The organism is Paraburkholderia largidicola (genome assembly GCF_013426895.1).
GTDB lineage: Bacteria > Pseudomonadota > Gammaproteobacteria > Burkholderiales > Burkholderiaceae > Paraburkholderia > Paraburkholderia largidicola.
In genome coordinates, this window is sequence record NZ_AP023176.1 from 2,247,288 (window position 1) to 2,264,162 (window position 16,875).

General features: G+C 61.8%; 14 protein-coding genes. 5 read left to right on the forward strand and 9 right to left on the reverse strand.

Annotation, left to right across the window (positions count from 1 at the left end; all coding sequences use genetic code 11):
- Positions 1 to 114 precede the first annotated feature (114 nt).
- The gene (locus PPGU16_RS38855) at positions 115 to 1,038 is read left to right on the forward strand and encodes a hypothetical protein (protein ID WP_180726101.1); all 924 of its coding nucleotides are present in this window, start codon (positions 115 to 117) and stop codon (positions 1,036 to 1,038) included.
- 308 nt (positions 1,039 to 1,346) lie between these two features.
- Positions 1,347 to 2,882, forward strand: a complete 1,536-nt coding sequence (locus PPGU16_RS38860) for a methyl-accepting chemotaxis protein (RefSeq protein WP_180726102.1) — start codon at positions 1,347 to 1,349, stop codon at positions 2,880 to 2,882.
- An 88-nt stretch (positions 2,883 to 2,970) separates the two neighbouring features.
- Here the strand turns inward: PPGU16_RS38860 and PPGU16_RS38865 are convergent, their stop codons facing one another.
- The 9 genes from PPGU16_RS38865 to PPGU16_RS38905 form a co-directional block, all read right to left on the reverse strand.
- Positions 2,971 to 4,818 carry a PD40 domain-containing protein gene (locus PPGU16_RS38865; protein ID WP_180726103.1) on the reverse strand — a complete coding sequence of 616 codons (1,848 nt, stop codon included), beginning with the start codon at positions 4,816 to 4,818 and terminating at the stop codon, positions 2,971 to 2,973.
- A 203-nt stretch (positions 4,819 to 5,021) separates the two neighbouring features.
- Positions 5,022 to 5,918, reverse strand: coding sequence for a substrate-binding domain-containing protein (locus tag PPGU16_RS38870; RefSeq protein WP_180726104.1), 897 nt, complete (start codon positions 5,916 to 5,918; stop codon positions 5,022 to 5,024).
- A gap of 66 nt (positions 5,919 to 5,984) precedes the next feature.
- Positions 5,985 to 6,842, reverse strand: coding sequence for an HpcH/HpaI aldolase family protein (locus PPGU16_RS38875; protein ID WP_180726105.1), 858 nt, complete (start codon positions 6,840 to 6,842; stop codon positions 5,985 to 5,987).
- Positions 6,843 to 6,882: 40 nt separating this feature from the next.
- Positions 6,883 to 7,869, reverse strand: a complete 987-nt coding sequence (locus tag PPGU16_RS38880) for a DODA-type extradiol aromatic ring-opening family dioxygenase (protein WP_180726106.1) — start codon at positions 7,867 to 7,869, stop codon at positions 6,883 to 6,885.
- An 84-nt stretch (positions 7,870 to 7,953) separates the two neighbouring features.
- Positions 7,954 to 9,234 carry an MFS transporter gene (locus PPGU16_RS38885; protein WP_180726107.1) on the reverse strand — a complete coding sequence of 427 codons (1,281 nt, stop codon included), beginning with the start codon at positions 9,232 to 9,234 and terminating at the stop codon, positions 7,954 to 7,956.
- Between the two features lie 60 nt (positions 9,235 to 9,294).
- A complete protein-coding gene (locus tag PPGU16_RS38890; protein WP_180726108.1) occupies positions 9,295 to 10,143 on the reverse strand; it encodes an amidohydrolase family protein in 849 nt (282 codons plus the stop codon).
- A 34-nt stretch (positions 10,144 to 10,177) separates the two neighbouring features.
- Entirely contained in the window at positions 10,178 to 11,203 is a 1,026-nt protein-coding gene (locus tag PPGU16_RS38895) for an amidohydrolase family protein (protein WP_180726109.1), read from the reverse strand.
- 21 nt (positions 11,204 to 11,224) lie between these two features.
- Complete coding sequence (locus PPGU16_RS38900) at positions 11,225 to 12,202, reverse strand: ABC transporter substrate-binding protein (protein ID WP_180726110.1); 978 nt, start codon at positions 12,200 to 12,202, stop codon at positions 11,225 to 11,227.
- Between the two features lie 173 nt (positions 12,203 to 12,375).
- Positions 12,376 to 13,401, reverse strand: a complete 1,026-nt coding sequence (locus PPGU16_RS38905; protein ID WP_180726111.1) for a porin — start codon at positions 13,399 to 13,401, stop codon at positions 12,376 to 12,378.
- A gap of 405 nt (positions 13,402 to 13,806) precedes the next feature.
- Here PPGU16_RS38905 and PPGU16_RS38910 point away from each other — a divergent pair, with 405 nt between their 5' ends.
- From PPGU16_RS38910 to PPGU16_RS38920, 3 genes are all read left to right on the forward strand, one after another.
- A complete protein-coding gene (locus PPGU16_RS38910) occupies positions 13,807 to 14,541 on the forward strand; it encodes an ABC transporter substrate-binding protein (protein ID WP_180726112.1) in 735 nt (244 codons plus the stop codon).
- A 229-nt stretch (positions 14,542 to 14,770) separates the two neighbouring features.
- Positions 14,771 to 15,757 carry an alpha/beta fold hydrolase gene (locus PPGU16_RS38915; RefSeq protein WP_180726113.1) on the forward strand — a complete coding sequence of 329 codons (987 nt, stop codon included), beginning with the start codon at positions 14,771 to 14,773 and terminating at the stop codon, positions 15,755 to 15,757.
- Positions 15,758 to 15,887: 130 nt separating this feature from the next.
- Positions 15,888 to 16,781: a LysR family transcriptional regulator gene (locus PPGU16_RS38920; protein WP_180726114.1), complete on the forward strand. Its 894-nt coding sequence runs from the start codon at positions 15,888 to 15,890 to the stop codon at positions 16,779 to 16,781.
- Positions 16,782 to 16,875 lie beyond the last annotated feature (94 nt).

The window sequence follows — 16,875 nt, forward strand, 5'->3', positions numbered from 1 at the left end:
CTCCAGCAAGCTGGACAAAGCGGGATTGATAACAAATGCACATCGGACGGAGACATGAAAAACATATCGGCAGCTTTGCGCACATCGCTTCTCGGCGCAGCAATGCTCTGTTGCTTGAGCGAACCTGGATACGCGGAGGTCTACACCGCGCCCGCCGTTTCAGCGCCGCAGGATGCACCGCAGAAACCACAGACACAAACGAACACGGCTGCCCCGCTCACTGCGCCGAGTCTGAAGTCGGGCGAGGAGCCCGGCGAGCCGCCCGTGTCATGGAACGATACGTATATCGGCTATCGCTACGGCAATGACTTCCACTATCCGGGCATGAGCGCCAAGATCGTGCAGAACATCGGCTCGCTCACGACCACGGGCGGCTTCCGGTTCGGCAGCTATGCATTCAATGTCGACTACCTCGTCTCCAACGCCGCGAATCCTGAAGCGGGCGGTCCGTCGTCAGGCGGCGCACAGGAGGTGTATAGCATCGGCCGCGTCGAACTGAGCGCAGGCAAGATTCTTGGACGGCGCGTGGGCATCGGCATCATTCGCGACGCGGGCTTCACCGTCGGCTATGAATTCGGTGCGAAGAACGACGCTTATGGGGAACGCGCACGGATGCTCGTGTTGGGTCCGACTATCGAATTCGCGTTACCGCGCGGCTTCCTGAATCTGACGGCGGGTGCGCGAACCGAGAGCAATCACAACGGCATTACCGGCGTCGACGTGCACTTTCATACGGCATGGCACATCGAAAGCTCGTGGCTCTTTCCGTTCAGAGCCGGTCCCGTTCCATTCATTTTCCGCGGCTTCGCCAGTGTGACTGGCCCCAAAGGCAAGGACGGCTTCGGCGTCGAAACCACCACCGAATTCCTCACACGGGTCTCGCTGCTCGCGGATCTGGGCTCGTTCGCTGGTCATCCTCGCGCGGTCTACGCCGGCGTCGGTTATGAGTATTGGCATCACATGTACGGCACGCCGACCAGCGAAACAGTCGGCACCATCACGTCCGCACCCATGCTCATGGCAGAAATTCACTTCTGATTGGCAGCGTAACTGCATGCATCGATTGGCGACCCGTCGAGCGGGTTGCCAATCGTCGCTGGTGCGCTCGTTAAAGCAATTAGCCAGGATTCACGCTTTCGTCAGGTCCAGACGAAAGCGGCCTGAATCGCAGCACACCACTTCCGAAGACCGTCCCTTCGAAAGCGCGGCACAAGCCGCGCTTCGCACGTCTGGGCGATAAGAAAAACTGGGCCCGATATGGCGAATTCGAATTCGCCCTGCACTCAATTTATCCGGCATCCGGCCGATAAATCTTGCAGAGCCCTAACGATTCCAACCGCAAGCCAATGAGAATTTCTACCCGACTGATCGTGCTGGTCACCGCGGCACTATTGGGCATCGCCTGTGTCGTCGCCGTGTCGCTGCATGCGTTGAACAATGCGCTGATTGCCAACCGCCAGGCCGAAGCGATCAATCTTCTGACGAAAGCAGAACACATGATCCAGTCATACCGCGCGCTCGAAGCGAACGGCAAAATGACGCACGACGAAGCGCAAGCGGCTGCGAAACGCACCTTGAATGCGCTCAACGCCGACAAAAAGAGCTACTACTGGGTGATGAACCCAAACGGCCTGATGCTCGTGCATCCCGTCGACGAGTTGATCGGCAGGCGCATGGTCGGTAAAGGCGCGTTGCCGGGCGAAACGGATCTGGACGCTTACCGGCGGGGTTTATCGAACAGTCACTACGCACTCGTCGACGTGCTGATCCAGCGCTCGCAGAACGGCAAGTACGAAGCGAAGCTGCAAGGCGTCGTCGCGGTTCCCGAATGGGATTGGTGGATCGGCACGGGCTTCTTCTACGACGACATCGACGCTGCCTTCTGGCGCACCGCCACCCGCCTGCTCGCGATTTCGGCGGCGATTCTCGCAGTGGTGTGCCTGATGGCGTGGTACATGACCAGGAGCATTCGCAGGACGCTCGGCGGCGAGCCCTCGGACGCTGCCGCGTTCGCCGCGCAGATCGCGGCAGGCAACCTGGCCGCGGAGATCGATCTCGCATCGGCGGATCGCGGCAGCCTGATGTTCGCGCTGCACGAGATGAAGCTCAAGTTGCGCGAACTCGTGCGCGACATCCAGCTCACGAGCGAATCCATCGCCACGGGGTCGAGCGAAATCTCGCAAGGCAACACCGACCTCTCTCAACGGACCGAGGAGCAGGCGGCATCGCTGCAGGAAACGGCCGCGAGCATGGAGCAACTGACGACGACCGTGCAGCACAACGCCGATAACGCGCGCCAGGCCAGCCAGCTCGCCGTGCAGGCGTCGGCGGCAAGCAAGAGCGGCGGCGAAGCGGTCGATCAGGTGGTCGGCACGATGCAGGGCATCGTCGAACAGTCGCGCAAGATTGGCGACATCATCGGCGTCATCGAAGGGATCGCGTTTCAGACCAACATTCTCGCCTTGAACGCGGCCGTCGAAGCCGCACGCGCCGGCGAGGAAGGCCGCGGCTTCGCGGTAGTCGCGGGCGAAGTGCGCTCGCTTGCGCAACGCAGCGCGTCGGCTGCGAAGGACATCAAGGCGCTGATCCAGGCATCGCTCGTCCGTGTCGACGAAGGCACCGGCCAGGTTGCCGACGCGGGCGAACGGATGCGCGAAATCCTTCAATCGATTGCGCGTGTGAGCGACATCATGGGCGAGATTGCGGCGGCATCGACCGAACAGAGCACGGGCATCGAGCAGGTCAACCGTGCCGTCTCGCAGATGGATGAAGTCACGCAACAGAATGCCGCGCTGGTCGAACAGGCTGCTGCTGCGGCCGCATCGCTCGACGATCAGGCCGCACGCCTGCGTGCTTCCGTTACGCAGTTCCGGCTTGCTTGAGTCGAGCGCAAGCACGTCAGTCAGGAAATGCAAAAAGGGCGCTGTGCAACAACACAGCGCCCTTTTTCATATCGATGGAATCAACCGGTCAAGGGTTCGGAATGTACATCGGCATCGCTTCTTCCCACAGCGTGTCGGTGATGGCGTGCTGATCGCTGCCGTCGGCGTTCATCACCCAGTTCTGTCCGTCGGGCTGGAAGCTGTTGTCGTATAGCGCGAGTTCGTCCCTGAAACCATAGGTGCCGGAGCTGTACGCGATACGCCCGTCCCACGTCCACACGGCGTGCCCCTGGTTCGAGCCGTCGTCCGTCAGGCGGCTGAGGCCCGTACCATCCGGCTTGATGGTGAACACGTCGTAGTTGAATCTGTTCGGATCGGCCGGGTTGATCTGCTTGCGCGTGAACACGATCTTCGTGCCGTCCGGCGACCAGCCTGGCAGGTTGTCCGCTTCCGTGGTCAGGACCGTCGTGGTGCGCGTATCCAGATCGAGAATGCGCAGGCCCTGCACCTTCTGGCTCCACACGCGATAGACGATCTTCTTGCCGTCCGGCGAGTAGCTCGGAAAGCCTGCGTTGATCGAACCGTCCGTGAGGATTTCCGGATGTCCGCTCATGCTGCCGTCCGCCTTGATCCGCGCGATACGGCCCGGCCCCGCGCCACGCGTGAAGAACCAGTCACCCACGCCGAATGCGACCCATTGACGGTCCGGCGACCACGTCGGCTGGAATGCGCCTGCGAGTCCTTTCTTCACCATGTCCGGATCGAGGCCGCTCGTCGACGGATCGTAGATGCGCGTGTAGCCGGAGAAATCGGGGTTGATGATGGCAATCGACGAGTTGATCGCCTTTTCCGTGTACACCAGCTTCTTGCGATCCGCCGACAGCTGCGGAAACACGTCGATGTACCTGTAATTCCACGCACGGTCGAAACTGAAGAGCGGCGTCCCATTCGCGTGCGCCGGCCGGAACGTCACTTTCTCGTAGACCATCTTGCTGCCGTCCGCCGAATAGCGCGGCGAGCGGATACCGGTACCCGCTGTCGAGCGGAACGTGCCCGCCGTCGTGTAGATGCCTTCCGTGTCGCCGCCCTTGACGTGATAGGCAACGTTCGTCGCGCTCACGTACTGCGGAAACACCTTCAGGCCCGGCGTCGACGTCAACGTCGTTCGGCCAAGGCCCGATACATCCACCGACACCAGTTGCGAACTGACCGAGTTGATCCCCTCGGGACGATGCGCGCCCCACGTCGACTCGACGGGCGTCTCATAGAACACGACCTGCTTGCCATCCTGCGACCACGACGGCGAGCCTTCATCGAAGCCCGGATTCCCCGCAATCTTCTTCCATCCGGCACCATCGGGCCGGATCAGATAGATGCTGCTTTCCTGCGTGCGTTCCCAGCCGACGGGCAGGTTATGACCGCGCCAGTCGGAACCGATATCCGACGACAGCGCCAGCCACTTGCCGTCCGGCGACCACGAAGGCCGGAAGTAGCTATGCGGCTTGCCGGGATCGAACGCGATCGACCCCGTGACGTTCTTCAGCGCGCCCGTCGCGATGTTCAGCGTCCACACGTTGGTCGTGCCGAAACCGGCCTCGCCCCTGCGCGACGAAACGAATGCAATGAGGTTCGGATCGGCTGGCGAGACGACGGCGGCATCGTCGACGGCGAGGTGGTCGGTGAGCCGTTGCAAGCCCGAGCCGTCGATCTTCACGCGATACAGATTCGACTCGCCGAGTCCATCGCGCTCCGACGTGAAGACGACCCACTGCCCATCCTTCGAAAAGGAAGCGTGATAGTCGAAGCCGTCGGTTGCAATCAGGCGGTGCTCGCCTGAACCGTCCGCATTCGACACATACAGCTCGGACGTCACCGGTCCGATACGGTTGAGCAGCAGGTCCCCGTTCTGCGCCGCACCGGCCACCGCCGGTATCATGATGCAAACGCCCCCTGCCGCAACGCATGCCAGCAGTTTTTTGAGTGACGAAGTCAAATACACAGCGAAATGCCTCCAGTTGTTTATGCGTCAGTAAGCGGGCCGAGTTGTCCGGCCGCTCCTGCGTCTCCATGTCGGTGAGCGCTTTGTGTTGTCTGTCTCTTACTGCTTCTTCCGGATCTCGCCAGCGCGAAGCGTCGCTATCAGCCCAGACTGCCCGTGACGTCATCGAACAGCTCGTCCACCGTCAGCCGATGCGGAATGATCTTCTGATCGAGCGCCCAATCGATCGCCAGCTGGATGCCCTTGCGGTTCGCTTCCCGGCCGACAGGCGGAAACACGGCTGGCACGCCGCCTTCCGTCAGCGCACGGCTTTCGACGATCATCCGGTACAGGTCGCGAACCACGTCGGGGTGCTTCTTCGAAAGATCTTCGTGCACGACGAACACGTGATTGATGGGGACCACGCCTTCACGCGCGAACCAGTCTTTCGCGGCAGCCTGCGCATCGGGAACGAGCGTGCGCACACGCGGGTCTTTCGGCATGTCTTCGCCGAGCAGCGCGGCGCTCAGTTCGCCATCGAGCATCATCTGCGGAATCGACGAGCCCGCCGGCAAGCGCTCGCAATTGCTCGGGTCGCGATACTCGGCAAGATGGCCGTCGCCGAGTGTCATCCACGTCACCTTGTCGAGATCGACACCGTATTCGTGGCGCAGAATGCCGCGAATCCACAGCGCTGTCGTCTGCGTGTAAGTGCGCACGCCGACTTTCTTGCCTTCGATATCCTTCGGCTCCAGATGCCCGAAGTCGATATTGAAGCCCGCGCAATGATGCTGGAACCGGCCCGAGATCGGCGTCGGCAGCAGCACATAGGGCTTGCCATATGCCTTGGCCTGCAGGAACGTGACGATCGCCAGTTCGCCCGCATCGAACCTGTTCTCGCGCACCATCGCCTTGAAACCGTTGTGCGCGGGCGTCGGTCCGCAGAAGTCGAGGTTGACGAGGTCCGATGCAACCCGTCCGTCCTTCATCGCCTTCGTCACGGGATAAGTGGCCAGGTTGGTGCGTAGCGTCGGCACCTCAGTGAGAGTGGTAGTCATGGATCTTCGTCCTTATATTCGAATGAATTGCAGTCTGTCCTCGACCGGGCTTTCGACTCCGTGCATTCAATAGCCGGCCATCTCGCGCGCCATACCGACGACGCCGTAGCTTTTCAGCGGCGCGGACATCAGGAAGCGATAGCCTTCTTCGAGCAGCCGCTTGTGATTCTTCGCGTTCACATGCGGATTGCCGACGACGACATTGTGCTTATGGCAAATTGAAACGATTTGCCGCATCGCATCGGCCACGACGGGGTGTTCGTAGTCGCGCGGATAGCCGAGTTGCTGACTCAGATCGCCTTCGCCGATCAGGATGAAGCCGATGCCGGGCACATTCGACAGAATGTCGTCGAGGTTCTCGATTGCCTCGGTGCTCTCGCACATCAGGCCGACGAGGATTTCGCCATGCGGCGCCAGCGGCCACACATCAGCCTTCCTGTAGTAGTCGGCCAGGCTCAAGCCCCAGTAGCGCGCGGCCGTTGCCGGGCCGTCGCCGCGTATGCCTTTCGGCTCGTACAGCGGCGCATTGTTGGGTCGCGCATAACGGCACGACGCGACGGCGTTATAGGCCTGCTCGACCGTCGACACATGCGGCCACACCACGCCATACGCGCCGCGATCGAGCACCTGCTTCGCAAACGCCTGATTCATTTCGGCGCCATTGGCGGGAATACGGGCAATCGGCGTGACGCGCGGCGCAACCGAGCCGGATTCGACGATCTGCTTGCGGCTGAGCATGTACTGCAACGCATCGCCGAGCGCCGACACGTCGTACGGGTTGTGCTCCATCTCGAAGACGATGCCGTCATACGGCGCGTCGCTCATCTCGATGGCCGACTGTTTGTCCAGCTTGGAAAACGCGGCAAACGCGGGCTTGCCGGATTCGAAAGCGCGAATGATGCTGTTCAGGCGCGTATCGCTCATGGTCTTGACTCTCGGTTGAATGGGGTCGATGCGGTAACGATCAATCGGCGGCTTTCCAGTACATGAAGCCCATGCCTTCGCCGGTTCCGGCTGGCGTGCGCCAGCACGGCACGTAGTCCACCAGCGTCATTTCAGCGCCCGTTTCCTGCACGGCCTTCATCACGCTCACGTAGAGCTTGATTTCCGACGTACCCGACTGATACGAGCGGTCATCCACGGCGGCGAGACCGTCGTAGTCGTACTCGGCCAGCATCTTCATGATGCGGTGATCGAACTCTTCGTCGTTGACGAAATGCGACAGGCCGCCCGACGCGAAAATGCCGACGCGCACGTCCTCGGGCCATGCGTTGATGGCATCCCGCAACACGCGCCCGAACTCGATGCAGCGCGACATCGACGGCTGGGTAGGCGGGTAGAAGCAGTTCATGATGATGGGCACGTGCGGCGGCGGGTCGTCGCTCATGATCTGGTGATACACGAAGCTGTACGCATGCGGCACCACGGGATACTCGGGCAGCGGCTTCATCCACACGTTGTCGGGCCATGCAAACAGATCGGTCAGATCGAAGCCTTCTTTCTGGAAATGGTCGATCAGATACGTGGCGAGCTGCGGATGACACGGATGCGTGACGTGATGGTCCGGTGCGTAGACCGAACGTTGCGGCGGACCGTTGTGCACTTCCTCGCCGCTATAGATCGCGATCGACGGCGAGAAGTCAGTGAAGATCTCCTTCTGGTCCTTGCCCAGAATAATCGCGATATCGATCTTCGCGTCGCGGTATGCCGCCGCCATGCCGTCGAGCGCAGCGCGGCAGCGCGCGGCGCGCGCGGTGCGTTCTTCCAGCGTCAGGTATTTCTCGAACGCAGCTTCGCGGTGCGCTTCCAGTTCAGGATATGTCCACGTCCGGTTGCGATACCACAGCTGCGGATTGTTACGGTCGCGCTCGCCGTTCTTGAGCCAGTCTTCCGGTGCCTGGCCCAGCATGCCGCTGTGCGGCACTGCCATCCCGAATACGATCTTCGCCATGTATGTTTCTCAATGATTGAACAGGTTCTTTAGGGCCGAAGGTCCCGGCCGTGCTGTGTTTTTTTGCGCGGCGAACGACGCGCGTCAGGCTCGCCGCAGCGAACCCTGCGCTTCGGTTACCCTCGGCGCCCATTCGGGGCGATACAGAATCAGCGTGGCCGTCGCGCCGACCAGCAGGAAGCCGAGAATCACCATCATCGGCACGTCATAACTTCCGCTGACATGCAGCAACCACCCCGACAGGCTCGCCGCCACGCCGCCTGCGAGACTGGTGGCAACCTGCTGCACGCCCGTGACGAGGCCGATGGCCTGCTTCGGGATCAGCGTCAGGCGCGACAGCACGAGGTTGTTCGCGGTGACGAAGCCGAGCAGCGACAGCGACAGCACGTTCCAGAACAGCGCCATTTCGACGGTATGCGCGTACGCGCCGAGCAGCACCGTGCATCCGCCGATAAAGCCCGCCACCGTGAATGCCTTGCGCACACGAATCGGATTGCGTCCTCGTGCGATGACGCGGTCCGCAGCCCATCCGGCGAGCGCCGCAACAATCGCGATGCCCGCGAAGCTGAAGAATGTGAACAGCCCGGAGCGCGAGATCGACAGGTTGCGCTGCTCGACCAGATAGGCGGGCATCCACGTCATGCAGTAGAACGTGAAGTAGCCGTAGCAGAAGTTGGTGATCATGCCGCCCCACACGACAGGGCTCGCCAGGATGCTCGCGAGGCTCACCGAGCGGGCACTGCGACTGTTCGCCGTAAGTTCGTCCTTCGACGGCAGATCGTTGCGCACCAGCAGCAGCCACGGCGCGAGCCAGATCAGTCCGACGAGGCCCGTCGCGATGAACATCACTTGCCACGAATAGTTGACGATGAACCAGGCGCCGACGGGCGCGCCGAGCGCCGGGCCGAACTTGTTGCCCATTGCGAGGATGCCGACCGCGAGGCCGTTCTGGCTTTCGTCGAAGTTGTTGCGAATCCAGCGGTAGCTCGCGGGAATCACGATCGCTTCCGCCATGCCGATGATCAGACGCATCACGACGAGACTCGCGAGTGCCGTCACTGCGCCCATCAGCGCCGTCGCGATGCACCACAACGCGAAGCTGATCGCGTACGGCCATTTCACGCCATAGCGGTCGGCGACCCAGCCCATCGGCACCTGGAAGAGGCCATACGACCAGAAGAAGGCCGAGTTGATCCAGCCGCGATCAAGGTCCGTCAGCGCGAAATGCCGGATAAAGCCCGCGTCGGCCAGCGTCGAAGAAATGCTGGTGCGATCGATAAAGGAAACCAACACGCCGATCGCAAGGAGCGCGAGTGTCGCCCAGCGGCTCGCGATGCCTGGTCGCCCAGATTTGTTTGTCTCCATCTTTAGCTTCTCTTCAGTTTTGATTGGATGCTGCCGTGCAGCTCGAGTCGCGCTGTGTCGTCAGGCCAGCGCCGGATACAGCTTTTGCGCGGTCTTGCCGAAGATCCATGCGCGATCTTCGTCGCTCAGGCTCGCGAGACCTGCCTGAGCGGTCGCGAGAATCCCGGCGAGCGTTCCCGGCGACGTGGGGAAGTTCGAGCCCCATGCCATCCGTTGTGCACCGAACGCCTCGACCACACGCGGAAAGAACGTCTCCGCGCTCGCCTTTTCCTTCTTCACGTCGCCGAAAATGCGCGGCGTGAGCTTCAGGTAGATGTTGTCGAGTGGTGCGAGCTCGAACAGGCTTTGCGCGTTCGCGTAAGGCGCGCCATCGGCGACTTCGGGACGGCCCAGGTGATCGAGGATGATCGGCACCGTCGGAAAGCGCCGCGCGAGCGCGGTCACCTGCGGCAGTCCGATCGGGCCGGTCTGGATGCACATCGGCAGGCCGAGTTCCGCGCACAGTTCCCACGCCGGGAACGAGCGCGGATCGTCGAGTTCGCTCGGGTCGAACTCCTTCGTGCTGCCGCCCGTGAAGAGACGCAGGCCCGCCAGGCCGCGCCCGACCCATTCGCGGATACGTTTCGGCGCATCCTCTTGCAACACGTCCACCGATCCGACCGCCACGAGACGATCCGCATACTGCGCGCAACCGTCCACCACGTAGCTGTTATCGAAGCCATACGTGGTCGACGAATGGACCACGGCGGCCTTTGCGACACCGGCGGCGTCCATTGCGGCGATCAGTGTCTCGACGGTCGTCGGACGTTCCTTCGACCACTCGGAGCGCTTGCCGAATAGCGGCGCGGGCGGATACGCGCTCTCGTCGTCGGAAATGATGTGCGGGTGGATATCAACGATTGAAGTCATGAGTGTCTCTGTGTCTGTCGTCGTGCTTGCGTGCTTATTTGCCGCGCGCCTTGAGCCGCGCATCGAGGCGCGGGTAGACGCGCCGTGCGTTGCCTTCGAAAATCTTGTAGCGGTCTTCGTCGGTCAATGCGGCGCAGCCGTCGATGTAGCGCTTCGTGTCGTCGAAGTACTGGCCTGTCAACGGGTCCTTGCCGCGCACCGCGCCGATCATCTCCGAGCCGAACAGCACGTTGTCCGAAGGCACGACTTTGGTCAGCAACTCGACGCCCGGCTGGTGATACACGCACGAGTCGAAGAAAATGTTGTTCAGCAGACCTTCCAGCGGACGTTCGCGCATTTCCAGCGACATCCCGCGATAACGTCCCCAGTGATACGGCACCGCGCCGCCGCCGTGCGGAATCACAAGGCGCAGCGTCGGGAAGTCCTTGAACAGGTCGCCTTGCAGCAATTGCATGAACACCGACGTATCGGCATTCAGATAATGCGCACCCGTGCCGTGGAAGCACGGATTGCACGACGCGGCAACGTGAATCATCGCGGGCACGTCGAGATCGACGAGTGCTTCGTACAGCGGATACCACTCGCGGTCGGTCACCGGTTTGCCCGTCCAGTAACCGCCCGTCGGATCGGGATTCAGGTTGCAGCCGACAAACCCGAGTTGCTCGACGCAACGCCGCAGTTCCTTGATCGAATTCGCAGGCGCCGCGCCCGGCGATTGCGGCAACTGGCAGACAGGCGCAAAGTTGTCCGGATACAGTTCCGTCACGCGGTACACGAGATCGTTCGACACTTCCGCCCATTCGAGGCTCGTGCGCTCGTTGCCGAGATGGTGGCTCATCAAACCGGCGATCGGTGAGAACAGCGTGAGGTCGCTGCCGCGCTCGCGTTGCAGCTTGAGCTGGCCGTTGCCGATCGCTTCGCGGATTTCGTCGTCGCTCACCCGTGCGCCATCGCGCGACGGCGCGTTGGCCGGGTCGTTCGCGAACTCGACCTGTTTGGCGCGCCACGCGCGAAACGATGCGGGAACGGTCGTGAAGTGACCGTGGCAATCGATAATCATGTTGTCTCCGTCTTTTTTCGATCAGCGCGCTTGCGGGTCGACGAACAGTTCGCCAATCGACATGCGGCGCGGCGTCAGCCCCTGCTTGAATGCGGTGGCTTCGAGCGTTTCGATCGTCTTGCGGTTTTCCTGAAGACCGTACGGCAGCGGATCGTGTCCGACGATCTTGCGCAGTTCGAGGTACTTCTTGTCGCTCGCGCTCGTCGCCTCGCCCGCATCGAGCCGCGCGAGCCATTCCTTCTTCGCCTGCGCGAACGCGTCGAAGATCGACTTCGCGATCCACGGGTGCTCGGCCAGCACCGAGTCTTTCACGACGATCGTGCCGTGCATCGGATAGACGCCCGTGCGCTTGTAGTAATCGGCTTCGAGCGCGGCTGCGTTCGGCAGCAGGTCGGGATAGTCGGCTTCGACTTCCTGCCAGCCGCCTGTCGGCGCGCCCGTGCGGCCGATACCCGCAGCCGCGGCAAAACCGGCCGACAATTCGCCCTTCTCCATCATTTCCGCCAGCGAACTTCCAGCAGGCGCGTGAATCACATTCGACGGCAGCTTGAGCTGCGTGACGTGCTCTTCGTCGTCGACCACCCACGTCACCTTCGACGAATCGAGGCCGAACTCGTCGATCAGCACCTGACGCGTCCATACGCCCGTCGTCACCGAGTAGGCGCGCACGCCGACCTTCTTGCCTTCGAGGTCCTTCGGCTCCTTGATCCCCGCATCCGGGCGCACCAGCAGCCCGCCATGATGGAAGCGCCGCACGACGAAGATCGGCAGGCCGACGAAGGGTGCGCCATATGCCCGCGCGATGATGTAAGTCGTCGGCGCCAGCTCGCACACGTCGAATTCGACATCGCGCACCATCCGGCGGAATGCGCCGATTTGCGGCTTGACGGTGATGAACTCGGCATCCACGCCCTCGATGGGAATGGCGCCGTTGCGGATAGCCGACGTATGCGGATGCTCAGCGATCGCGATCTTGAGCGGGACTTTTCTGGTCAACATCCTCTCCTTGAGTGGTTCGTCGCCGGCGACGGGATCAGCGCCTGGCATATCGTCTCGATGGGTTGAGAATATTTGACAGGGCCTGCCGTGTCCCTACACAAAACGCAGATTCAATGGCACTTTTGTCGAGGCCGCGCGGGCGCTGGCTCCGGCACCCGTTTCGGGGCACCGCGTCAAAACCTGTGAATCATCCCGACGATCACGCCGCGCACGTTCGCGCCCGGTGCGACGTCGATCCCGGAGTATTCGGTTCCGTTGAGCGTGAATTGCGCCTGATTGCGGTTCTGGATGAAGCCCGCGGACGTGTATACGGTTGTCGACCTGGAAAGCGAGTACGCATACGTCAGACCGACCTGCTGCGCGTTGTTGCCTTGACCCGTGCGGTCGTGTGCATAGCCGTACATCAATGAAAGCCGGTCGAACGGACTGAACGAATACGAACCCGACAGGGCATAGATATCGAGCTTCTCGCTGTTGTCGGACTCGCGTTCCGACTGGTACGCGAGATACACGCGCGCGGACTTCGTCCCATATGACGCCACCGCCCTGAGTACGCGTTGCAGCGAGGTTCCTGTTGCATTGCCCTGCTGCTCGTAGCCCGCCGCGAAATGAAAATGCCCGACTACCCAGCGAGCGACAGCGTTGTAGAACTGTATGCCGTTGGTCGGTTTCGTCGTATCGTCGCGCATCGCGACCGAGAATTGCGCGGTCAGACCGTAGGCCGTCGGCGTGAAATACGTGATCGCGTTGCTCGCACGGACGGTAACGTCGTTGAAGTTGTTCAACGGAGACGCAATGCTTTGCACGCCGACTGCGTCCATCTCCCGGTTGAGAAACAGATATTCCGGCTTCTTTTGCCGCCCGAAACGCAATTCACCGAAGCCGCCGGACAGCCCGACCCAGGCGAGGCGATTGAATGCATCGGCGGGATTGGATGCCTGGCCGTTCACGGCGGAAAAGCCTTGCTCCAACTGGAAATTGACGTGAAGACCGCCGCCGATGTCTTCTTCGCCCTTCATGCCGTACACGGTGGCCGCAAGTCCACCCGACGACGCTCGGACTACCGCTCCCGCACCACCGTTTTGATATTCGATGCCGTTGTCGATCACGCCGTAAAGCGTGAGGGACGATTGCGCATGTGCAGTGCCGACAGCGCATGCTGAAGCCACTGCGGATATGAGGATAGCCAGCTTTTTCATTGTCTCCGATTCGTTGTGTAATGGATTGGAACCCGTCGACCTTGCGTGACGAGGCACAGCGCATGGCGCTTCGGATTGAATGCGGATGACTGCCAATGCCGATGCGCGGCGACGGAACGCGTGAACTCAGCGGCGCCGGTGAATAGCGCGAGAAACCAGATGCGGGGATGCGAGAAGCTGTGCGATGGGGTAACAGACGCGCGCGATGCGTCGAAAAATGCCCTCCTTCGGCCCAGTCGTGATCGACGGCCTTATCGTCTCCATGGGGACACGATATTGGAGGGAGGAGCGCGCGTCCCTAGACTAAAGTGATATTCAGTGGGACTTTTGTGCGTCGACATAAAACCGGTTTATCCTTGCACCCTCAGGCTGCGGCACAAAAGCGCGGTCGCCACGGGAGCATTCATGACTATCGATCAATCCGTCGTCGCCGCGTTCACGCCCACCGGCAAGGTGCGCGCGTCGATCAATCTCGGCAATCCGATTCTCGCCAACAAGAACGCTGAAACGGGCGAGCCGTTCGGCGTATCCGTCGATCTCGCGCGAGCCTTCGCCGACAAGCTCGGCGTCGAACTCGAACTGGTCGTGTTCGATGCAGCGGGCAAATCGGTTCAGGCGGTCAGCGAGGAGCGCGCGGATTTTGGCTTCTTCGCCGTCGATCCGTTGCGCGGCGAGACGATTGCGTTCACGGCACCGTATGTGTTGATCGAAGGCTTCTATCTGGTGCGCAACGACTCGCCCGTCAAGACGAATGCCGATGTCGATCATGCGCACAATCGCGTGGCCGTCGGCAAGGGCAGCGCGTATGACCTGTTCCTGACGCGCGAGTTGAAGGCCGCGCAAATCGTGCGGGCGCCGACTTCGCCGGCTGTCGTGCAGACGTTCCTCGAACAGAATCTCGAAGTCGCTGCGGGCGTGAAGCAGCAACTCGAAGCCGATGCGAAAAAGGCCAACGGGCTTCGGCTGCTCGATGAACGGTTCATGGTGATCCAGCAGGCAATGGGTACGCCGAAGAGCCGTGGGCAAGCAGCAGCGGCGGCGTTGCATGCGTTTGTCGAAGAGATGAAAGCTTCCGGGTTTGTCGCCGACGCGCTGGCGAGACATGGGATCGCTGGAGCGTCTGTCGCTCCGAAGGCATAAAGGTCGCGCGCCCTGCGCGCTCCAGCCAACCTTTCGTAAAAGCGTCCCGCAGCCGGCATGGCCGACATGTTCGATCCGATGCAACGAGTTCATCGGCAAACACGCACGTCAATCGGCCAGCACTTCCCTACTATCGATTCCAGTCGCCGCACGGTGTCATTGACAGCGTGCCGGCATTGCCATCCCGGGCTTTCGCACATGTTCGCCCTTCAGGACGACTGGAATCATCATGCGCAATACGTTTATCTCCGCTTTCCTCGCCGCGTCGATCGTTTTGACGGGCGCGGCGCAGCACGCCCACGCTGCCGCCCATGACGACTATCTGCCGATGACATCGGCGGCCATCTCGACTGCGACCGCAAAAATCGTGGACGGCAAGGTCGACGTGAACGGCGTGCGTTACCACTATCTGCTCGCACAGGGCAAGAAAGACGGCACGACCGTCGTGCTGCTGCACGGTTGGGGCTCGACCTCGTACATGTGGCGCTACGTGATGCCGCAACTCGTCGCGCGCGGCTATACGGTGCTCGCACCGGACCTGCGCGGCCTCGGCGATACGTCGAAGCCAGCGACGGGTTACGAGAAGGCCAACGTTGCCGAAGACATCCGCGCGCTCGTCGCGAAACTCGACCTCGGTCCGCAGGTCAATGTGGTGGGTCACGATATGGGCGGGATGGTCGCTTATGCGTACGCGGCGCAGCATCCCGACGAAGTGCGCACGCTCGCGATCCTCGACGTGCCGCTGCCCGGCATCGAGCCGTGGGATCAACTCGTGCAGTCACCGCGCACGTGGCACTTCCGCTTCTATTCGGTACAGGACGTGCCCGAAATGCTGATCGCCGGACGCGAACTCGAATACCTGAAGTGGTTTCACAATTCGGAAGCGGTGAACGCCCGCGCGTTCACAAATGAAGTCGAAGAAACCTATGCCCGCGAATACGCGATGCCGGGCGCGCTGCGCGCGAGCTTCGAGTACTACCGCGCGTTTCCGCAAGACGTGAAAGACAATCAGGCATTTTCCGCGACGAAGCTGACGATGCCTGTGCTCGGCATCGGCGGCGCGGGAAGCTTCGGGCCGATCATTGGCGATCACTTGCGGCATGTCGCCACGACTGTCGAGGCGCTCAATGTGCAGGGCTCGGGCCATTGGGTCGCCGAAGAGCAGCCTGCCGTCGTGACGGGCGCGTTGCTGCGGTTTCTGCCGCCTGCGCGTTAGTGCGTCCATTGCCCGGCATGGCCGCCGCGCCCGCCTCGGGCGCACAAAGGGCCGCTGTTAATATGGCCGCTGACGGACTGCCTCGATCGGTCCGCCCCACACGCCACGAACGTCGACAAGGTCCGGCAGCATGCGCATCGATCCGTACAGCCTGGAGCTGTTCATATCCGTCGTGCAGGAAGGCTCCATCGCCCGGGCAGCGGGCCGCAATCACATCGCCCCGTCGGCGTTGAGCAGACGCATTGCGGATCTCGAATCCGCAATGGGCCTTCCCTTGCTGATCCGCTCGCCTGCTGGCGTCGAATTGACCGAGGCGGGCCGCCACGCATTCTCGCGCGCGGCATCCGTCCATGATCAGTTGCAGTCGCTGGCGCGCGAGGTTCAGTCGCTCAGCGGCCAGGTCGCCGGCGTCGTGCGTCTATATGCGAATGCGTCCGCGATCGTCGGCTTTTTGCCCGAGCGTCTGAAAGCCTTTCAGGCCCGCTATCCGCTCGTACAGATCGCGTTGACCGAACAGATCAGCGACGAAGTGATTCGCGCGTGCGTGGACGATCGGGCGGATGTGGGCATCTCGGCAAGCAGCAAGATACCGGGAGGCCTCGATTCATGGCACTTCGCGGATGATCCGCTGATGGTCGTACTGCCGCCCGATCATGAACTCGCCGCCCTCGATGCACCGACCTTCAGCGACGTCATCCGTTTTCCGCTCGTCGCGTTGCAGGCGGGCGGCTCACTCGATCAGACGCTGAAGGAGCGCGCCGATGCGGTTCGGACGCCGCTCACTCTGTCCGTGACGGTCAACAGTTTCGATGCGCAGTGCCGGATGGTCGAAGCGGGACTCGGCATCGGCATCGTTCCGACGAGTGCCGCCTCCGCTTTCGCCGGATCGCGGGGTTTCGTGCGCCGGCCACTCGATGAACCGTGGGCGCGTAACCGCAGCCTTCAGATTCACGCGCTCAGAAAATCGTCGCGTCTCAAAGCCGTGCAGGCATTGATCGACTCACTCGCTCAGGCCGAGGGTTAACGAGGACATCGCGAATTGCGATATCCCCTTTGCCGATCGAGCACTTCGTCGTCGACGCGGTCGCCGTCTAGATTTCCGTTGAAGGAGAAATCAG

Coding starts and splice junctions, on each gene's coding strand:
- PPGU16_RS38905 (WP_180726111.1), bottom strand. CDS start 13,401: ATGAAAAAGCTGGCTATCCTCATATCCGCAGTGGCTTCAGCATGCGCT.
- PPGU16_RS38885 (WP_180726107.1), bottom strand. CDS start 9,234: ATGGAGACAAACAAATCTGGGCGACCAGGCATCGCGAGCCGCTGGGCG.
- PPGU16_RS38915 (WP_180726113.1), top strand. CDS start 14,771: ATGCGCAATACGTTTATCTCCGCTTTCCTCGCCGCGTCGATCGTTTTG.
- PPGU16_RS38875 (WP_180726105.1), bottom strand. CDS start 6,842: ATGAGCGATACGCGCCTGAACAGCATCATTCGCGCTTTCGAATCCGGC.
- PPGU16_RS38900 (WP_180726110.1), bottom strand. CDS start 12,202: ATGTTGACCAGAAAAGTCCCGCTCAAGATCGCGATCGCTGAGCATCCG.
- PPGU16_RS38870 (WP_180726104.1), bottom strand. CDS start 5,918: ATGACTACCACTCTCACTGAGGTGCCGACGCTACGCACCAACCTGGCC.
- PPGU16_RS38895 (WP_180726109.1), bottom strand. CDS start 11,203: ATGATTATCGATTGCCACGGTCACTTCACGACCGTTCCCGCATCGTTT.
- PPGU16_RS38920 (WP_180726114.1), top strand. CDS start 15,888: ATGCGCATCGATCCGTACAGCCTGGAGCTGTTCATATCCGTCGTGCAG.
- PPGU16_RS38865 (WP_180726103.1), bottom strand. CDS start 4,818: ATGATACCGGCGGTGGCCGGTGCGGCGCAGAACGGGGACCTGCTGCTC.
- PPGU16_RS38880 (WP_180726106.1), bottom strand. CDS start 7,869: ATGGCGAAGATCGTATTCGGGATGGCAGTGCCGCACAGCGGCATGCTG.
- PPGU16_RS38860 (WP_180726102.1), top strand. CDS start 1,347: ATGAGAATTTCTACCCGACTGATCGTGCTGGTCACCGCGGCACTATTG.
- PPGU16_RS38890 (WP_180726108.1), bottom strand. CDS start 10,143: ATGACTTCAATCGTTGATATCCACCCGCACATCATTTCCGACGACGAG.
- PPGU16_RS38910 (WP_180726112.1), top strand. CDS start 13,807: ATGACTATCGATCAATCCGTCGTCGCCGCGTTCACGCCCACCGGCAAG.